Source organism: Hymenobacter nitidus, assembly GCF_020447315.1.
In the GTDB taxonomy this organism is placed as follows: Bacteria; Bacteroidota; Bacteroidia; order Cytophagales; family Hymenobacteraceae; genus Hymenobacter; species Hymenobacter nitidus.
The window spans coordinates 536,779-556,034 of the sequence record NZ_JAJADQ010000002.1; the positions used below are offsets into that span (position 1 = coordinate 536,779).

A 19,256-nucleotide genomic window follows, 5' to 3' on the forward strand; every position below is an offset into this window, starting at 1 on the left:
GCTCCCGGCCTCCCAACTAGCCGAAAATGCGCCTGTTAGCTTTTGGCCTGCGCCGGTCAGCTTCCGGCGCTGCTACCCGGCTTACTTGTCTTCTTCGGGCTCTTCCTTCAGGGCGGCCTTGTTGATGGTTTTGGCATCTTTCACTACCACCTGATTGCCATCCTTCAGGGTTTTGGCCACGGCCCGGAACGGCCCGCTTACTACTTCGTCGCCGGCCTGCAGGCCGCTGCGGATTTCGATGTTGGCGAAGTCGCTGATGCCGGTTTTCACGGGCGTCATCACCGCTTTGCCGTTGCGCACCACAAACACCACTTCCTGAATGTCGGTTTTGGGCGCGGCCTTGGTGCTCACCGGCACGGCGGCCCCTTTCTCCTCGGGCTTACCCGCAGTGGCGGCGGCGCTGTCCGAGCGGGTTGTCACGGCGGCCAGCGGCACGCTCATCACGTTACTTTTCCGGTCGGTGATAATGTCGACCGAGGCCGTCATGCCGGGGCGGAACGGCACCACGGTGCGGCCCTGCACCGAGCGCACCAGGTGGCGGTACGACTCGGGCAAGAGGCGGATGCGCACCTCGAATTCCGTCACGGCTTCGGCCGTCAGCGCGTCCTTGGCCGTGTTGGCAATGCTGGTTACCAGGCCCCGGAATTTCTCATCCTTGCTGGCGTAGCTGTCGACTTCCACTTCCACTGAGTCGCCGAGGTGCACGTTGATGATGTCGTTTTCGTTCACGTTCACCCGCACTTCCATCGAGTTCAGGTTGGCAATGCGCATGATTTCGGTGCCCGACATCTGCGAGGTACCCACTACCCGCTCACCCTTCTCTACGTTCAGTTTGCTCACCGTGCCGCTCACGGGGGCGTAAATGGTGGTCTTGTTGAGGTTACGCCGGGCATCGTCGAGCGAGGCCTGGGCGCTGGCTACGTTGCTCTGGGCCGCCCGGATACTCTGGCGGGCCGAGTTGATTTCCTCCTGCGAGGCGTCATAGGCGGCTTTGCTGGCTTCGTAGTCGGCCTGCGAAATTACCTTCTGCTTGTAGAGAGAGGCATTGCGGCGGTAGGTCAGCTCGGTTTGCTTGGCGGTGGCAATCAGCTGCTGCAGGCGGGCCTGGGTCTGGCCCACGTTGGCGCGCTGGGTGTTCACCGAGGCCGACTGCATGTTCACGTTGGCCTGGTAGTTATCCGGCCGGATGCGCAGCAAGAGCTGGCCTTTCTTCACCGAGTCGCCTTCGGCCACATACAGCTCAATGATTTCACCGGACACGTCGGGCGAGATTTTCACCTCCGTCTCGGGCTGAATCTTGCCCGAGGCGCTTACCTTTTCCACGATGGTCTGGGGCGCGGCTTTGGCCGTCATTACTTCGGTGCCGGCGGGCTGGCCCACCCAGCCCTTCTTTTTGGCGAGCATAAAGCCGCCGAGCATCAGCACGACGACAGCCAGTAGAATGTACAGTAAGCGGTTATTTTTCATTGTCGATAAAAGGACGAAACGGCGGAAAGTTGGGGCAAAAAAAGGAAGAAGCCAGTAACTCGAAAATTTAATTCGAGCTACTGGCTTCCACTAACATAAAACAGGCTTATAAGCTAAGACCACGGCCTTCGTAGAAATCCAGCACTTTGCGCCGGAAGATGAACTCGTACTTGGCCTGAATCATGCTCGATTCGGCTCCGTAGAGGTTGTTTTTGGCAATGTTGAAGTCCGTGCCGTTGAGCAGGCCGTTGTTGAAGCGGATTTCGGCGTTGCGGTAGGCTGTGCTCAGGGCTTCGGTCTGGCGCTTGGCCGCTGCGTAGCGCCGCTGGGCCGCTACGGCATCGGCGTAGGCCTGCTGAATGCTCTGGCGCAGCTCCAGGCGGGTTTGCTCGGCCCGCAGCTCACTCTGCTTGACTCCAATGATGGAGCGCTGCACGTTGGTGCGCACCTGCAGGCCGTTGAGAATCGGAATGGAAAGGTTGAAGCTGAGCTGCTTGCCCAGGTTGTTCTTTACCTGCGAGCTAAAGCCTTCGGGCAAGGTCTGGAAGCGCGGCTGCAGAATACCCGCAATCAGGCCCGGCACCGGCTGCGGCCCGGTGGGCGTCAGCTGATAGATGAAGCCGGAGGGCACAATGGTGGAGTCGCCGGTGAGCTTACGCCCAATGCGGGCCGAAGAGTAGCCCGAGAAGATGCTGGCCCCGAAGGAAAGGCGGGGGTAATAGGCCCCGCGGGCCACTTCCACCGTGCGCATAGAGCTTTGCACGCGCAGGTCGGCCGCCTTGATTTCGGGCATCAAGCCCACGGCCGTCTGGTAGGTTCCGTCGGGGTTGGCCGTAAACGTCACCTCGTCGTCGGGGTCGGGCAAGGCCGGCACCTCGATGTCGAAGCCCGTGGGCGAGGGCAGATTCAGCAGCTGCGTGAGCTGAAGCTTGTAGAAGGCGACCTGGTTCTGGGCCGTAATGACGTTGAGTTCGTCGGAGGCCAGCTGGGCCTGGCTGTCGAGCAGGTTGCTTTCGGCCACGCTGCCGGCTTTGAGCAGCTTCTGGGTACGGCTCACCTGCTGCTGGCTGCTGTTGACGCGGGCCTCGTTGGTCCGCACGATTTCCTGGGCCAGTACCAGCTGCAGAAACGAGGAGGCCACGTTCAGGGAAATGTCGTTGCGCGACTTCTCAATGTCGCTCAGCCCGGCCTGGTAGTCGAGCTGGTTGCGCTTAATCGTGTTGCGCACCTGAAAGCCGGAAAACAGGTTCAGGTTGGCCGCGGCCGAGAAGTTGTTGGCCCGGGTAGTCTGGTCCTGGAACTGGAAAGTCAGCGGGTCGACGTTGGTACCGTAGTTCCAGGTCTGGGAGGCCGAGGCGTTGGCCGTGGGCAGCAGGGCGGCCCGGCTCTGGCGCAGCACGGCGTCGGTATTCTCCACCGTGAGCTGCTGCTGGCGAATTGTCAGGTTGTTCTGCAGGGCCACGTCGATGGCGCGCTGCAGGCTGTAGGGGCCGCTGGGCGCGGCGGCGGGCACGGTGCCGGCCGGGGGCTGAGCGGGTGGCGTGGTCTGGGCTGCGGCGGGCAGCGTGGCCACGCTCAGCAGCAGGGCACCGGCGCCCGTGGCGGCCACCTGGCGCAAAAACTGGGTACGGGGTGTTTTCATAGCGAAGAGAGCAGCAGAAGGCTTCAACCGGAAATATTATTCAATATTAGGAATATAAGTTACTCGATGCACCCAGCTGAGCTGGCGCAGGTACTCCAGGGTAATTTCCTTGATGCCCGAATCCATTTCGATAAACTGCCGGGCCGCGTCGTTTTTGCCCTTGCGGCTCACAAACATCGTGGCGATGTTGCAGTCGTCGTGGGCAATGACGGAGGCAATGAAGGCAATGGAGCCAGTGCGGTCGTCGGCATCGACGATGAGCGTGTGCAGCGAGGCCGAGAAGTCGGACGGAAAGCCGTCGACCTCCACGATGCGAATCACGCCCCCGCCCCGGCTCTGACCGATAACCTCCACGCTCTGGCCGTTGCGCTCGTCGCGCAGCTGCACCCGGATGGTGTTGGGATGCATCGTGGAAGCATTGCCCACGCTCTGAAACGTGTACTGCAAACCGGCCTCCCGCGCGTGCTCGAAGGCCTCCCGGATGCGCTTGTCGTCGGTAGCCATGCCCAGCAAACCGGCCACGATGGCGCGGTCGGAGCCGTGGCCCTCGTAGGTGCGGGCAAAGGAATTGTAGAAGGTAATGGTGGCATGCGTGGGCAAGGAGCCCAGGATGCGGATGGCGGCGCCGGCAATGCGCACCACGCCCGCCGTATGCGAACTGCTCGGCCCGATCATCACCGGCCCGATCATATCAAAAATACTGCTCTTTTCGGCCATAGTGGGCTAAAAGTAGGGGTTTCCGGCGGGATACCAACCAAGCGGGCCGTGCTTACGTAGGGGCACGGCGGCCGGCTCTGGCTCAGTAGATGGCGCGACCCGGGCAAGGGTTGCCTGCAACTGGCAGATTCGTGGCTTTTTTGTTCCTTGTGCCCCCGTTCCCACCCAGACGGCTTTTTCTCTCCCGCACCCAACCACCCCATCTCATGTCTCTGCCACAGGACGAATTCTCGCCCGCCGTGCTCGAACAGCTGCGCCGTTTGCAGCAGAAGTACGCGGCCGACGGCCAGGACCTAGCCGGTTATCTCGAAGGCCTTTACCACGCCGACTACGTCAATTACTGGGACTACATCGAGCTGGACACGCTGCTGACGCTGCAGCGCCCGCTCACCCAGATTCCCGACGAGCGGATTTTTATCATGTACCACCAGATTACGGAGCTCTACTTCAAGCTCTGCCTCTGCGAGTACGAGCAGATCGGGCAGCTGACGGCGCCCACCGTGGGCGAGTTGGTCTTGCGCCTGGGCCGCATCAACCGCTACTTCGAGAACCTGATTGACTCGTTCGACGTGATGGTCGACGGCATGGACAAAAGCCAGTTTCTGCAGTTTCGCATGGCCCTGATGCCCGCCTCGGGCTTTCAGAGCGTGCAGTACCGCATGATTGAAATTGCCTCCACCTCGCTCGACAACCTGCTCAACAAGGAAAAGCGCCGCCTGCTGGGCGAAGCCGCCGCCCACGACGAGCTGATGGGCTGCATTTACTGGAAAGCCGGGGCCACCGTTGAGGAAACCGGTGCCAAGGCTCTGACCCTGATTCAGTTCGAGGAAAAGTACACCAAGCAGCTCAGCCAGCATGCGGCCGAGTACCAGGACCGCAACGTGTGGACCGTGGTGCAGCGTCTGCCCGAGGAAGACCGGCAGCACCCGCGCCTGCTGCGCCAGCTCAAGCTGCTCGATACCAACGTGAACATCAACTGGCCCCTGATGCACTTTAAGTCGGCGGTGCGCTACCTGGAGCGCGACCCCACGGCCCTGGCGGCCACGGGCGGCACCAACTGGAAGAAATACCTGCCTCCCAAGTTCCAGAAGCGCATCTTCTACCCCCAGCTCTGGACGGCGCAGGAGCTAGAAGACTGGGGTAAGAACTGGGTGGAAAGCATCCTGGAAGAAGCCCGCGCCTAGCGAAAAAGGCACCCCGGCACGATCAAGCCGGGGTGCCTTTTTGCTTTAGTATGGCCTGGGAAGCCGGTAAAAATCGGCCGGGAAGCATCTTCGCCGCAGCCCGAACGTAGTAGGCGGGTACTCTACCCTTGCAGTCGTACTTCTTATGAGAAAGGCAATACTCCTGATTGTTTTCGGTTGCCTTGCAATTACGTGCCCGGCCCAGGCCCAGGGCGACGACGCGCCCGAGCGGCCCCGCTATGCCGGCCGGCCCCAGACTACTGCCCAGCGCCAGGCCGACCAGGCATTTGTGGCCCAGGCCGTGGAGCAGCACAAAACCCGGGCGGCGGCGGCCGAAAACTACGTGGATGAAGGCTGGGGCGCGTTTTACCAGGAGAAGTTCGGGCAGGCCCTGCAGCACTACAACCGCGCCTGGCTGCTCGACTCGGCCAATGCCGACGTGTATTATGGCCTGAGTGCTTACCTGAGCAAGCGCGGCACGCCGGCCGAGGCCCGGCGCTATTTTCAGCTGGGCCAGCAGCGCGACGTGCGCAACCGCGGTGCTCTGAAGTACTATACCCGGATGGCCGACCTGCAGGAAAAGCTTGGCGACCAGGCCGGCGTCATTGCCTCGGCCCAGCAGGCCCTGAAGCTGGAGCCCAAGGAGGCCAGTGCTTACCGCCGGCTGGGCGCAGCCCATATGGCCCGCCAGGATACAGCCAATGCCCGCCGCTACTTCAGCCAGGCCCTGGCCCTGAACCCGGCCGACTCGGTGGCTTACCTGAGCCGCGGGGAGCTGGCCTACGCCCGCCGCGACTACGCCCGCGCCATTGCCGACTACAGCCAGGCCATTCGGCTTAACGCGCACTTTCTGGCCGCCTACGCCGCCCGGGGCCTGGCCTACGAGCAGCAGGGCAGCCTGCCCCAGGCTGTAGCCGACTACGACAAATGCCTGGAGCTGGCCGACTTTATTGAGAAGGGCCAGTTTCACCGCATGATCGGCATTGCCAAAATCAAGCAGGAAGACCCCAGCGGCTGCGAATCCTTACGGCAGGCCCTGAAGTGGGGCGACGCCACGGTGGACGAGAAAGAGCTGCGCCGCATTATAAAAGAGCACTGCCGCTAAGCGCAACCGTAGGTTGTGAAGGGGCAACCCCGCCCCGGCGGCCGTGCGTATGTCGGAGGGCACATCCTTCTCCGCAACGCTATGGACGCCACCGACCGCAACATCATCGACACCTCGCTCGACCAGCTCCGCTCCCTGCACCAAAACATCGGGCAGCTCTGGCCGGCCGACACGCTGGCCGCCTTTTACTACGAGGTGCTGACCGGCAGCATTGCCCGCAACGGGCCGGAGGTAGCCCAGGCCATCAGCGCCATCCTGAGTGAAAAGTTTGACAATGCCACCAAGGCCCACGCCAGCCTGGGGCAAATTGGTATGAACGGCCCGACCGGCGACTCGCCTTCGTCTTCCTGAATAAAAGATGTAAGTGAATCCGCGCCCCGGAATCTTCTGCTGTCAGGACATTACCCCGGCTTAACCGTCCATGCGGCTGGACTTCTGGGTGTCGGGCATGCGCCAGTAAACCAGTAGGGACAGGGCGGCGCAGAACGTTACGTACCAGTAAAACCAGGATTCGACGCCCCACTGCTTGGCTTGCAGGGCCACGTATTCGGCCGAGCCGCCAAAGATGGCCACCGTCAGGGCATACGGCAGGCCCACGCCCAGGGCCCGAATGGTGGTTGGAAACAGCTCGGCCTTCACTACGGCGTTGATGGAGGTGTAGCCGCTCATGATAAGCATGGCTACGGCCAGCAGGGCCAGGGCCGTCCACACGTCGGTGGCCCGGCCCAGCAGGGTCATCAGCGGCACGGTGCCGAGCGTGGCGCCCACTCCGAAAAACAGCAGCACCGGCCGCCGGCCTACCCTATCGGACACGGCCCCGAACAGCGGCTGCAGCACCAGGGCAATGCCCAGCGTAACAAAGGAAACCCAGGACGCATCGGCCTTGCTGAAGCCGGCGGTATTCACCAGAAACTTCTGGGCGTAGGTGGTAAAGGTGTAGAAGACGATGGTGCCGCCCAGGGTGAGGCCCACGACGGTAAAGATTTCCAGTGGGTAGCGCAGCAGCACTTGCAGCTTGCCGGGTACTTGAGTGCCCGGCTCCGGCTGCTGCTGCACCACAAACGAGTCGGTTTCTTCCATGTGCCGGCGCAGATACAGTGCTACCAGGGCCGCTCCCGCCCCTATTGCAAACGGCACGCGCCAGCCCCAGGCGTACATTTCCGCTTCGCTTAGCCCCTTTTGTAACACCAGCTGCACCGTGAGGGCCAGCAGCTGCCCGCCCAGCAGCGTTACGTACTGAAAGCTGGAGAAAAAGCCCCGGTTTTGGCGGTCGGCCATTTCGCTCAGGTAGGTGGCCGAGGTGCCGTACTCGCCGCCCACGCTCAGGCCCTGCAGCAGCCGGGCCAGCACCAGCAGCACCGGCGCGGCCACTCCAATCTGGTCGTAGCCGGGCGTGAGGGCAATCAGCAACGAGCCCCCGCACATGAGCAGCACCGACACCACCAGGGCGGCTTTGCGGCCGTGCCGGTCGGCGTAGGTGCCCATCAGCCAGCCGCCTAGCGGCCGCATCAGAAAGCCCACGGCAAACACGGCGGCCGAGTTCAGCAGTTGGGCTGTAAGGTTGCCTTTGGGGAAAAAGGCCGGGGCGAAATACAGGGAGAAAGCCGAGTACACGTACCAGTCGTACCACTCCACCAGGTTGCCGATGGAGCCGCTGACGATGGACTTGATGCGGGAGGCCATGCTGCGTGCGGACGGCGCGGCGGGAAGTGGTGCGGGCATAGGGAGCGGACTACTGGAAAGGCTACCGGGGCGCTGTTAATTTGCGCGGCAGCCGCTGCCAAGGTAGGCTGCCGGCCCCAAACTCCTACCTTTGCCGCCGTTGTTCTTGGTTTGATTTCGATCAGACGGCTCAGGGTTTTCGGGTAATACCGGAATTAATAGGGAACCGGGTGCAAATCCCGGACAGACGCGCTACTGTAAGTACCGAGTTGGTTTTCACCACGCTACAGCCCATTGCTCCGGCTCAGAACCGGTGTGAGAAGGGCGGTGAAAGCCGGTATAAGTCAGGAGACCTGCCCTGCGCCGCATGGATAAGGCTGCCCCCGCGCTATGGGGCTCTTGTCGGGTGCTGGTGGGTTTCGGGCGGCAGTGCCGGGCGCTTTTACGCGCCGGCGGGCCACCGAAAGCGGCCTTTTTCCCGCGGGGGTTTCTAGGAGTGCGAGTAGCCGGAAGTCGGCCGCAGGACGTTTCTTTTCCTCTTTTCCCCAGTCCTATGCTCACGCTCGACGAGAAAATTGCCCGCGCCGAAACGCGTATTTTCAAAGCGGTATTCCCCAACACCACCAACCACTACGACACGCTCTTTGGCGGGGCCACCCTGCACATGATGGACGAAGTGGCCTTTATTACGGCCACCCGCTTTTCGCGCCTCAAGATGGTCACCGTGTCGTCCGACAAAGTTGATTTCACCCACCCCATTCCCGGCGGCACGCTCGTGGAGCTGATCGGCAACGTGGTGCGCGTGGGCAACACCAGTTTGCAGGTGCGCGTTGAGCTGTTCGTGGAGCAGATGTACTCCGAGGAGCGCACCAAAGCCGTAACGGGCCTGTTCACCTTCGTGGCCATCGACAACGATAAGCGCCCGGTGCGCATTCTGCCCGAGGCCGTTAGCGCGGAGTAATCTTTTTTTCGTCTGTCATCCTGGGCTCTGCGCAGGATGACAGACGAATACCTACGGCGCCTTTCCGACCGGCCCCGAAGTTCCGTATCTTTGCCCCTCGAAAAGCTCCTTTACAAGAAGGTCTAAAGGCTAAACACCTTTCACCCGTTATGTCCGAAAAACAAGAAATTGAGGCCCTGCTTCCCCCGGAAGTGGCCTACGACGAATACGCGCGCTACCGCGCCCTGCTGGCCGCCGCCGGCCTGCAGCCCGGCCAGGCCGACTTCGTGCACCTGCGCAAACGCAGCATCGACGCCCGGGGCCGCCAGCCCCTGGTGCGCCTGCGGGCCGACATCTGGCGCACCCCGCCGCCCGCCGACTTGTTTGGCCCCTGGTTTCATTACCCCGATGTAAGCCGGGCGCGCCGCTCGGTACTTATCGTGGGCGCGGGTCCGGCCGGCTTGTTTGCGGCGCTGCGGGCCATTGAGCTGGGTATCAAGCCCATCGTGCTGGAGCGCGGAAAGGACGTGCGCACCCGCCGCCGCGACCTGGCGGCCCTTAATAAGGAGCACCTGGTGAATCCCGACTCCAATTACTGCTTCGGCGAAGGCGGCGCGGGCACGTATTCCGACGGCAAGCTCTACACCCGCTCCACCAAGCGCGGCGACATTCAGCGCATTCTCAAGCTGCTGGTGCAGCACGGCGCCACCCCCGATATTCTGGTGGACGCCCACCCCCATATCGGGACCAACAAGCTGCCCCTGGTAGTAGCCGCCCTGCGCGACTCGGTGCTGCAGGCCGGCGGGGAAGTGCATTTCGATACCCGCGTCACCGACCTGATTCTGGACGGCAGCCACCTGCGCGGTGTGGTCACGGCCGCCGGCACGGCCCTGGAAGCCGACGCCGTAATTCTGGCCACCGGCCACTCGGCCCGGGATATCTACGAGCTGCTGCACCGCCGCGGGGTCCGTATCGAGGCCAAGCCCTTTGCCTTGGGCGTGCGCGTCGAGCACCAGCAGGAGCTGATCGACCAGGCCCAGTACCGCCGCTCCGACCGGGGCCCGCTGCCGGCCGCGTCCTACTCCCTGGTGCACCAAACCCAGTGGCAGGGCAAGCAGCGGGGCGTGTTTTCGTTCTGCATGTGCCCCGGCGGCTTCATCGTGCCGGCCGCCACGGCCCCGGGCGAAGTGGTGGTGAACGGCATGAGCCCCAGCCGCCGCGACTCGCGCTACGCCAACTCGGGCATCGTGACGGCCATTGAGCTGGAAGACATGGACCTGAAACGCTACGGCGCCCTGGCGGGTCTGCATTTGCAGCAGGAAATCGAGCAGCGCGCCTGCCAGCTGGCCGGCAACACCCAGCTGGCCCCGGCCCAGCGCCTGGGCGACTTTCTGAAAGGCAAAGTCTCGGGTGAGCTGCTGGAAACCTCCTACCAGCCCGGCCTCGTGTCGGTGCCGATGGAGCAGGTGCTGGGCCCCGGCCTGGCCGCGCGCCTGCGGCAGGGCTTTGAGAACTTCGGCCGCAAGATTCCGGGTTACGCCACCAATGCGGCCCAGATTGTGGGCGTGGAAAGCCGCACCTCGGCCCCCGTGCGCATTCCGCGCGACCCGGCCACCTTGCAGCACCCCGAAACCCGGGGGTTGTTTCCCTGCGGCGAAGGAGCCGGCTTTGCCGGTGGCATCGTGTCGGCGGCTATGGACGGGGAGCGGTGCGCGGAGGCGGTGCTGGCCAGTTTTTAGTTTTTGAGGAGCTCGTTTTTGGTTTTTTGCCGCTGATTTTCGTTTAAGCCTACAGCCGGGTGAACCCAACCCGGCAGGAGCTATTCAGCTTTGGCTTGGTCACCCGGCCAAAAACCAAAAACGAACCATTAGAAACCATCATGAAAAAGACCCTCGTTCTCGGTGCCAGCGACAATCCGGCCCGTTATTCTTACCGCGCCGTGCACCAGCTCAAGCAGCACGGCCACGCGGTGGTGCCCGTCGGCATCCGCAAAGGCCAGGTAGCCGGCCTCGATATTCACACCGACCGGCCCCAGGACGGCGACATTGATACCATCACGCTTTACGTGGGCCCCCAGAACCAGCCCGCCTGGTACGACTACATTCTGGACCTGCAGCCGAAGCGCATCATCTTCAACCCCGGCACCGAAAATGAGGAGCTGGAGCGCCTGGCCCAGCAGCGCGGCATCCGGACCGAAGAAGCCTGCACCCTGGTGATGCTGAGCATCGGGCAGTATTAACATCCTGGTTCACAGCAATTTTCGCGGTGCTTCCGTGAAGAGCGGCCTTGTACACAAGGCCGCTTTTTTTGCGCTGAATCGTCGGCGGTACTAGCAATATCAAATAACATAGTTTTTACAATATATTATTTTGATTCAATTATTTAGCAAAAATATATAATTCGTTATCTTCAGTAGGCAGAGCCCGTGCGGGGCCTGTTGTCGTATCCTTTATTCCTTATAGCCATGGCCGGTCGTTTTAAAAAACTGACGCTGGACGAGTTTGCCGCTCTGGTGGACCGCTTCCCCTTCACCCGCCGCATCAATGCCGTGCACATGCACCACACCTGGCGCCCCAACCACAGCCAGTACCGCGGTGAGGCCAGCATTGAGGCCATGTGGCGCTTCCACACCCAGACCAACGGCTGGAGCGACATTGCCCAGCACGTCACCATCGGGCCCGACGGCTCCATCTGGACCGGGCGCAACTGGAACCAGGCCCCGGCCAGCGCTTCGGGGCACAATGGCAACGGCCAGCTCGGCCCCTTTATGTTCGAAATGGTCGGGGACTTTGACAAAGGCAAGGACCCGTTTGGCGGGCGGCAGCGGGAAGCGGCCCTGCACGTGGTGGCCCACATCCTGCGCCGGTTTAATCTGGGAGCCAAAGCCCTGCACTTCCACCGGGAAATGTCGACCAAAACCTGCCCCGGCTCCGGCATCGACTACGACAAAACAGTGGCCGACGTGAAGACCATCCTGGCCCGACTTGGGACGCACGCCCTGCCCGCCCCGGCCGCCGTCGATGGCACGAGCGAGGGCCTCCTGGCGCTGCTGCAGTCCCACTCCGCGCCGGCCGCTGCCCGCGAGGCCATGAGCTTTACCGCCCAGGAGTCGGAGCCAGCCGAAGAGCAGATGAACCCGCAGGAAGTAGCCATGCTGACCCAGGCAACGGGGGCGCGCGGCGTTTTCGGCCCGGCGCCTTTTCCCCCGGAAACCGTTGAGCTATTCCGCCGCCACGTTATCAACCTCGATCAGGGCGCTTTCTCCGAGAATGGCGAGTTCAGCACCCGGGCCGCCGACGTGGAAGCCCTGTTTGACGCGAAGCTGGAACGAGCCCTGCGGGAAGCCCAGGAAGCTCACCGCCCCCTGCAGGTGCTCTTTTATGCGCACGGCGGCCTGGTAGCCGAGCGCACCGGCCTCGACAGCGCGGCCCGCTACATTCCGTGGTGGGTGCAAAACCACGTGTACCCCATCTACTTCGTGTGGGAAACCGGGCTGGCCGGCACCCTGGGGGCCCTGCTGCGCGGGCAGCGCCGCCGCGGGGCCACCCGCGACCTGGCCGACCTGACCGACCAGGTGGTGGAAAAAGCGGTGCGGGCGCCGGGCCGGCCCATCTGGAAAAATATGAAAGACAGCGCCGAGTGGGCCGCCGCCCCCGATGGCGGAGCCGACTTTGCTGCCCGGCAGCTGCTGGGCTTCTGCCAGCGTCATGCCACGGAACTGGCTAATGGAAACATTCAGCTGCACGCCGTGGGGCACAGCGCCGGCTCTATCTTCCACGCGCACTTCCTGCCCCTGGCCTGGCAGCTGGGCGTGCCTGCCTTCCGCAGTCTGCACCTGCTGGCCCCGGCCATCCGGGTCGATGAGTTTAAGCGGCGGCTGATGCCACACGTAGGCAACAACATCAAACAGCTGACCTTCTACACGATGGAAGACCGGCTGGAGCGCGACGACACCTGCGGCGGCATCTACCGCAAATCGTTGCTGTACCTGCTGCACCACGCCCTCGAATCGGAGCGGGACACGCCGATTCTGGGGCTGGACATGTCCTTGCGCAACGATGCTGAGTTGCGCCGCCTGCTGGGCCTGGAAGGCCAGCCCAACCCGGCGGTGCAGATTATCTGGTCGCAGACGACCGAGCCCAGCCGGCGCAGCTCCAGCACCAGCACCACCCACGGCGGCTTCGACGACGACGCGGCCACGATGGAAAGCGTGGCCCGGCGCGTACTCAACCAGGATGATATTGTGGGCTTCCCGCGCAGCCGCTCGGCCCAGGCCCCAGCCGACCCCTGGCAGGAGCCCATAGCCCTGCCGCCCGCACTGCTGCTGCTGGCCCAGGAGCAGCTGGCCCAACAGCAAACCACTGGTGCCATTGATGCGGCCGGCTCATTTGGGCATGCAGCCGGGCCCGGAGGCCATGCACCTGCGGCGGGCAACGGCAGCGCCCAGCCAATGGCGGCCGGAACTTCGAATGGCCATCATAAGGCCGATAAAAACAGTAAGCAAAGTAACGGGAAGCTGAACACGTCGGAAAAAACCGCGGCGGCACCGCGGCGGCGCGCCTTGTGCATCGGCATCGACAACTACCCCGATGCGCCGCTCAACGGCTGCGTGGCCGATGCCCGCAGCTGGGAAAGCTGGCTGGCGGACGTAGAATTTGAAACCCAACTGCTGGTGAACAGCCAGGCCACCCGCGACACGATTCTGGACCGGCTCACGGAGCTGATAACCAGTAGTGAGGCCGGCGACATCGTGGTGCTGCAATATGCCGGCCACGGCACCCAGATTGAAGACCGGGACGCCGACGAGCAGGCCGACGGCAACCCGCACGATACGCTGGATGAGGCCCTCTGCGCCTATGATTACGCCGATGGGGGCCTGATTCTGGACGATGATCTGCGGGCCCTGTTCGAACAGATTCCGGCCGGCGTCAACGTGACCTGCTTCATGGACTGCTGCCACTCGGAAAGCAATACGCGCAAGCCGCCGATGCTGGGCGCCAAGCCGGATAAGGAGGCCCGGCGCCGCTACATGCGCCTGCCCGAAAAAGCCCAGACCACGTTTCTGCAGCGCCACCCCCGCCCGGCCCGGCGCGCTACGCGCAGCGCTCCGGGCGCGGGCGGGCAGAAGGAGTTTCTGCGGGCCATCAACTTTACGGCGTGCAAGGCCGTCGAATTTGCCTACGAGGTCGACGGGCACGGCTTGTTTACCAGCAAGGTGTTGCCGCTGCTGCAGGAGCAGTCGGCCCTGGAGTGCACCCACCGGCAGTTTATGCAGCAGGTCAACGACGCGTTTGTCGGTATTCCCTACGAGCAGCACCCCACCATCGACTGCACCGACGAGGCCCAGGACTTTCTACTGCTGCAGTCGTTGCGCCAGCCTCAGGCCCTGTAGCGCCAAGCCCCGGGCCGGCGGCTTCGGCCCCCGGACGCCTGTGAACCCCTTATTCTTATTATGATGCCTGCTACCCCTATCAATCCGGCCTGGCCCCAGCTCCTGCTCGACCTGTGCCAGCTGGCCGAAACACCGGCGGAGCACAACCTGCCCCCCGATCTGCAGGCCAAGCGCGACAGATTATGGGCGTATTATGGCAAAAGGGAGTACAAGATCCTGCTGGAGCTTATCCACAAGAATGAGCTGCTGAAGCCGTTGGAGCCGGGGGTACCGGGGCACGCTGTCCGGGGCAGCCTGGTGCTCATCCCGGACTTTATGGGCTCGGAGCTGAGCGTCAACGGCAAGCCGGTCTGGCTTGACCTGCAGGCCATTACCCAGGGCCTGCAGGGGTTGAAAGTGTACCACGACGTGGACAAGGGCAAGGAAACCGACCGGCCCGACCCGCTGCCGCAGGTAACCGTGACTGGGCCGAGTCTGCGGCTCTATACCCGGGCCGTGCTGACGCTGGCCCGCTACTGGGACGTGCACATCTTTGCCTACGACTGGCGCCAGAGCATGGACACCGGGGCCAATGCGCTGGCCGCCTTTCTGGATAAGCAGCACCTGAGCGCGGGCCCGCTGCGCCTGGTGGCCCACGGCTCGGGCGGGCTGCTGGCCCGGCGCTTCGTGCAGCTGCACCCCACCCGGTGGTACCCGGGCTACGGGGCCGCTCAGGTCAACCGCCTCGTGCTGGTGGGCACGCCCAACGAGGGTACCTACTGGGCCGTGCAGCTGCTATCCGGCACCGATAAGATGGTGCGCTGGCTCGACAAGCTCGATCTGGCCAACAGCCTGCCCCAGGTGCTGCGCATTCTCAACTCGTTTCCGGCCACCTACGAGCTGCTGCCGCCCCGCCACGCGCTGGAAGGTGCCGCCCAGGAAATCTACGAGCGGGGCACCTGGGTACCGCTGCCGGTGCGCAAGCACCTGCTGAAAAAGGCCCAAGACTTCCACAAAAACCTGCGCGACAAAGACCAGCCCGCCTCTCTCGACCCGGCCAGCATGGTTGCCGTCATGGGCTGCAACCAAGCCACTATTTTCAAGCTGGAAACCGTTTCGCCGGGCGAATTCCGCTACCAGGAAACCATGAACGGCGACGGGCGGGTGGCTTTCCGGCCGGTTTCGGCCCAAGGCGGCCCGCCGGCTGCCCCGGCCGAGCCCGTGCTGCCCACCTACTACATCGACGAAACCCACGGCAGCCTGCTCGCCAACCCTCTGGTGCTGAAATCCGTCGACGAAATCTTCCGCAACCAGCGCACCGCTACCCTGCCGGCCCGCCCCATCGTGACGCGCACCTTCGCCCAGCGCGAAAAGTTCTGGCACCGCCCCATCGGCGAGGATATAGCCGGCTCTGCCCTCGAGTACCTGGCGGAGCGCCACAGCCCAGGCCGGAGCCACCCCGGGCCGCCGGACACGCGGGAGGAATACCTGGCCGCCGAGGAAACCCTGGTGCGCGCCGCCGCCGGCGAGGCCAACCCCACCCAGCGCCTCGACACGCTGACCCGGGACACCGGCCGGACCACCGAGCAGCACAAGAAAATTACGCTGCGGGTCCTGCAGCAGAACATTTGTGAGGTCGATACCGACCTGCTGATGATAGGCCGCTACGTGGGCGCCCCGCTGACCAACCGGTTTCTGGAGCTGGACGTGGCCCTGGACTCCTGGATTGGGCGTGCCATCGACCGGGGCCTGCTCAGTGGGGAGCTGGGCAAAGCCTTCTACCTGCCGCGCCCGGCCACGGCAGGCATGGACCAGAAGGTTAAGGCCCGGGCTATGCTGCTGCTGGGCATGGGCGAGGAAGGCCGCTACTCCCACCACGACCTGCGTTTTCTGATGAGCAATGCCAGCTTTATGGCCGCCTCGCTGGGAATCCGCCGGTTTACGGCCGTGGTGCTGGGCACCCGGGGCCGGGGCGGGCGGGGCAGCCTGAGCGAAACCGGGGCCCTACTCAGCTTTATCCAGGGGGTAGCCGAGGGCCTGGACCGCTGCGGCCCCACCACTACCGACGTGCAGGCCCTGGACATCACCCTGCTGGCCCGCGACGAGGCCCAGTGCAAATGCCAGGTCGAGTTTTTTGAGCAGGCCCGGGCCACTGGCAATACGCTGGTGCCGGGCCTGGAGCTTGACTTTCAGGGCGGCCAGTGCCTCCCCGCGGCAGCCCCACGGGCCGCCAGGCCGCCCAAACCGCCCAAAGACGACCCGCCCGGCGACCTGCCCGAGCGCAAATGGGGGCCGCGCATTACTATCGAGCAGGAAGGCACGCGCTACCGCTTCACCGCCCTGATTGACGGGGCTGTTATTCCGGTGCGGGAACTGGACGTGCAACCCTACTTTCCCAGCACGCTGCCCGGCCGCCTGATGGAGTCCCAGATGCTGCGCGAACAGGAAACCTACGGCGAGCTGATGTCGACGCTGCTGTTTCCGCTCGATTTTCAGGATTATTTCGACGAGCCCCTGACTTTCGTGCTGGATAGCAACACGGCCGGGCTGCCCTGGGAAATGGCCTGCTTTGCCCAGATGCAAAACCGGCTGGCCACCGAGGGTACGCCCCACAGCACCCGCAAATCCTTGAGCCGGGAAATGCAGCTGGCTCGCCAGTTTCGCACAATGCTCTCACCCAAGCCCGGCATTCCGCCGCCGCGCAACCACAGCCTGCGCATTCTCATTATTGCCGATCCGGCCCCCGAGCCGCATCTGCAGCTGCCCGGTGCCCGGCGCGAAGGCCGGGCCGTGGTGGATATTCTGAGCACCGTGAAAGCCTACATGAACGCCCAGTCCAATGCGGCCATCAAGCTGGACGTGGTGGAGCGGATTGGCGAAGCCGAGTGCGACTTTCTGGAGATTATGGCCCTGATTCTGAACGGCAGCTTTGATGTTATTCACTTCGCCGGCCACGGCGTCTTCGACCCCAAAGACCCCACGCAGCAAGGCTGGGTGTTTGGCCAGGGCCGGGTGCTAACCGCCCGCGAGATCTTCCGGGCCCGGCACGTACCCCGCCTGGTGTTTGCCAATGCCTGCTTTTCCTCGGTGGTGCGCAAGCAGCCCGCTTTCGTGGCCGATAGTCTGAATGGCAGCCTGGCGGGCATTGCCGAAGCTTTTTTCGAGCGGGGCGTGCGCAACTACCTCGGCACGGGCTGGCCCGTGAACGACGAGCAGGCCTTGACTTTCGCCCGCGAGTTTTACGCCCAGGTGCTGGTCAAGCAAAGCGCCGAGAGTCTGCTGGAAGGAGTAGCGCCCGGCTATGCCGATAAAAAGGAAAAGCACGCCACGCTGGGGCAGGCCATTGCCGCCGCACGCAACGCCATTTATAACGGGGGCGGCTCTACCTGGGGCGCCTACCAGCACTACGGCCAGGCCACCGACTACCTGCTGTACTGGCGCTGAGCCCCAGGTAGTACCGTAGCACCACTTTCCGGCAGAGCAGTTTCTCCCTGTTGTGGAGTAGACCGTTCCGCCGGGAAGTGGCATTTTTGTGCACACTCATTTCTCAGCGGCACTAAGACAACAGCCAAATACACGGTGTAAATCACTTAAAATCAGAATTTTATTTATCGTATTTGGTAGTAGACAGAAAAATCTACCCAAAATGCGCTGGCTCAGGCAACCCCGGCCGCCCCGGCCGCATCTACCCCGCCAAAGCCCCTTCTATCGTTCGACTCTACCCCGCTTTCCTGTGACTGACGCCGACCTGATTGCTGCGTGCCGCCAAGGCAGTGGCCGTGCCCAGAAGCTGCTCTACGAGCGGTTTGCGGGCATGATGCTGGGCGTGTGCATCCGGTATCTGCGCCGCCGCGAAGACGCGGAGGAAGCTATGCTGGGCGGGTTCGCCAAAGTATTCCGGGCCCTGGACCAGTACCGGCACGAGGGCAGCTTCGAGGGCTGGATTCGCCGGATTATGGTGAACGAGGCCCTGGGTCAGCTGCGCCGCAAGGAGCCCCTGCACCTGGCCATCGACGATATGGTAACCGACGTGCCGGCCACGGCCGCCGAAGCCGAAAGCAACCTGAACGCGGCCGACCTGCTGGCCCTGCTGGCCGACCTGCCGGCCGGCTACCGCACCGTGTTCAACCTGTATGCCCTGGAAGGCTATTCCCACCCCGAAATTGCCGAGCTGCTGGGCATTTCCGAGGGTACTTCCAAATCGCAGCTCAGCAAGGCCCGCGCCATGCTGCAGCGCCGCCTGGCAGCCGCCAGCCTGAGCGCTTCCACCTCCTCACCGAAAGAATATTATGCAACCGGAAGATATTGATAAGCTGTTCCGCGACCAGCTTCAGCACCACGCTCCCGCGCCCCCGGCCTACCTCTGGGACCAGCTGGAAGAGGAAATCCATCCGGCCAAAAAGCGCCCGGCCCTGTGGCTCTACGCCGCCGCGGCCATGATTGCCCTGCTTATTGTGGCGGGCGGCGGCTGGCTGCTGCGCACCAACAACGTGGGCTCTGTAAGCGGCACGCTGGCTACCACCACGGGCGCGGCCACTGCTGTGAACCCCACCGGTCCGGCCGCCGCTGGCCCCGCAAAAAAATCTGCTGCCACCCAGGCAACCGCCGATACGGCGTTTCCATCTAGCCGCTTAGAAGACCCAACCACTGCTTCGGCCGTGGCTGCCGCTCCGGCCAAGGCTCCTGCTGCTGCCGCTGAGCCGCTCACCCGCACAGCAGATCGGCAGCCGCTTACGAGCCCAGGGGCTTCTTCGGGTAAGCAAACGGTAGTGGCGCAGGCCACTCCTACCAAAGCTACCGCCAACCGCCCGGCGCCGGTACCAGCCCTGGCAGTGGGCCCGCCTGCTCCCTCGCCGGTTGCGGTGCTTCCGGAGCACCGGGCAGCTCAGGAAGTAGCGGCCGTAGCTTCCTCACCCGCCTCACCCGCCCCCACGGGCGCTATCGAAGTAGAAGTGCACCGCGGCACCGATACGCCGGTAGTAGTAGCCGCCGCGGACGCGCAGCCTGGCTACAAGTCGGATTCTCACCTGAAAAACCTGTTCCACAAGGCGAAAACGGCCGTGAAAGACGGCCGCGTGAAGCTGCCCAAAGTCGAGTTGCCGGAAACGGTAACCGTTCAGGTCAACGTGTTCAATCACTCGGCCACCAAAGTCATCCAACTCTGAGAT

The 19,256-nt window shown here is 63.5% G+C and carries 14 protein-coding genes and 1 riboswitch; of the genes, 10 read left to right on the forward strand and 4 right to left on the reverse strand.

From position 1 onward, the window contains the following. Positions 1-81: 81 nt before the first annotated feature. The 3 genes from LGH70_RS05705 to sdaAB form a co-directional block, all read right to left on the reverse strand. The gene (locus tag LGH70_RS05705; RefSeq protein WP_226183536.1) at positions 82-1,467 is read right to left on the reverse strand and encodes an efflux RND transporter periplasmic adaptor subunit; all 1,386 of its coding nucleotides are present in this window, start codon (positions 1,465-1,467) and stop codon (positions 82-84) included. 106 nt (positions 1,468-1,573) lie between these two features. Then, a complete protein-coding gene (locus LGH70_RS05710) occupies positions 1,574-3,109 on the reverse strand; it encodes a TolC family protein (RefSeq protein WP_226183538.1) in 1,536 nt (511 codons plus the stop codon). A gap of 36 nt (positions 3,110-3,145) precedes the next feature. Then, positions 3,146-3,826: an L-serine ammonia-lyase, iron-sulfur-dependent subunit beta gene (gene sdaAB / locus LGH70_RS05715; protein ID WP_226183540.1), complete on the reverse strand. Its 681-nt coding sequence runs from the start codon at positions 3,824-3,826 to the stop codon at positions 3,146-3,148. 206 nt (positions 3,827-4,032) lie between these two features. On the opposite strand from sdaAB, the gene LGH70_RS05720 reads away from it, so the two are divergent. The 3 genes from LGH70_RS05720 to LGH70_RS05730 all read left to right on the forward strand — a co-directional run bounded on the left by LGH70_RS05720 (position 4,033) and on the right by LGH70_RS05730 (position 6,466). Next, the gene (locus tag LGH70_RS05720) at positions 4,033-5,010 is read left to right on the forward strand and encodes a tryptophan 2,3-dioxygenase family protein (RefSeq protein ID WP_226183542.1); all 978 of its coding nucleotides are present in this window, start codon (positions 4,033-4,035) and stop codon (positions 5,008-5,010) included. Between the two features lie 145 nt (positions 5,011-5,155). Then, positions 5,156-6,115 (forward strand): tetratricopeptide repeat protein, encoded by a 960-nt coding sequence (locus LGH70_RS05725; protein WP_226183544.1) that lies wholly within the window; start codon positions 5,156-5,158, stop codon positions 6,113-6,115. Positions 6,116-6,196: 81 nt separating this feature from the next. Next, a complete protein-coding gene (locus LGH70_RS05730; protein WP_226183545.1) occupies positions 6,197-6,466 on the forward strand; it encodes a hypothetical protein in 270 nt (89 codons plus the stop codon). A gap of 60 nt (positions 6,467-6,526) precedes the next feature. Here the strand turns inward: LGH70_RS05730 and LGH70_RS05735 are convergent, their stop codons facing one another. Further along, positions 6,527-7,837, reverse strand: coding sequence for an MFS transporter (locus LGH70_RS05735; protein ID WP_226183547.1), 1,311 nt, complete (start codon positions 7,835-7,837; stop codon positions 6,527-6,529). Positions 7,838-7,953: 116 nt separating this feature from the next. Beyond that, positions 7,954-8,152, forward strand: a riboswitch (cobalamin riboswitch). 178 nt (positions 8,153-8,330) lie between these two features. Between LGH70_RS05735 and LGH70_RS05740 the strand changes: the two genes are divergently transcribed. From LGH70_RS05740 to LGH70_RS05770, 7 genes are all read left to right on the forward strand, one after another. Further along, positions 8,331-8,738 (forward strand): acyl-CoA thioesterase, encoded by a 408-nt coding sequence (locus tag LGH70_RS05740; RefSeq protein WP_226183549.1) that lies wholly within the window; start codon positions 8,331-8,333, stop codon positions 8,736-8,738. A gap of 149 nt (positions 8,739-8,887) precedes the next feature. Continuing rightward, positions 8,888-10,456, forward strand: coding sequence for an NAD(P)/FAD-dependent oxidoreductase (locus LGH70_RS05745; protein WP_226183551.1), 1,569 nt, complete (start codon positions 8,888-8,890; stop codon positions 10,454-10,456). 140 nt (positions 10,457-10,596) lie between these two features. Then, a complete protein-coding gene (locus tag LGH70_RS05750) occupies positions 10,597-10,956 on the forward strand; it encodes a CoA-binding protein (protein ID WP_226183553.1) in 360 nt (119 codons plus the stop codon). Between the two features lie 225 nt (positions 10,957-11,181). Further along, a complete protein-coding gene (locus LGH70_RS05755) occupies positions 11,182-14,109 on the forward strand; it encodes a caspase family protein (protein ID WP_226183555.1) in 2,928 nt (975 codons plus the stop codon). Between the two features lie 60 nt (positions 14,110-14,169). After that, positions 14,170-17,532 (forward strand): CHAT domain-containing protein, encoded by a 3,363-nt coding sequence (locus LGH70_RS05760; protein ID WP_226183557.1) that lies wholly within the window; start codon positions 14,170-14,172, stop codon positions 17,530-17,532. Between the two features lie 289 nt (positions 17,533-17,821). Continuing rightward, positions 17,822-18,397: an RNA polymerase sigma factor gene (locus tag LGH70_RS05765; protein ID WP_226183559.1), complete on the forward strand. Its 576-nt coding sequence runs from the start codon at positions 17,822-17,824 to the stop codon at positions 18,395-18,397. Then, entirely contained in the window at positions 18,378-19,253 is an 876-nt protein-coding gene (locus LGH70_RS05770; RefSeq protein ID WP_226183561.1) for a hypothetical protein, read from the forward strand. The genes LGH70_RS05765 and LGH70_RS05770 overlap by 20 nt, the downstream gene beginning before the upstream one ends. Positions 19,254-19,256: the final 3 nt, after the last annotated feature.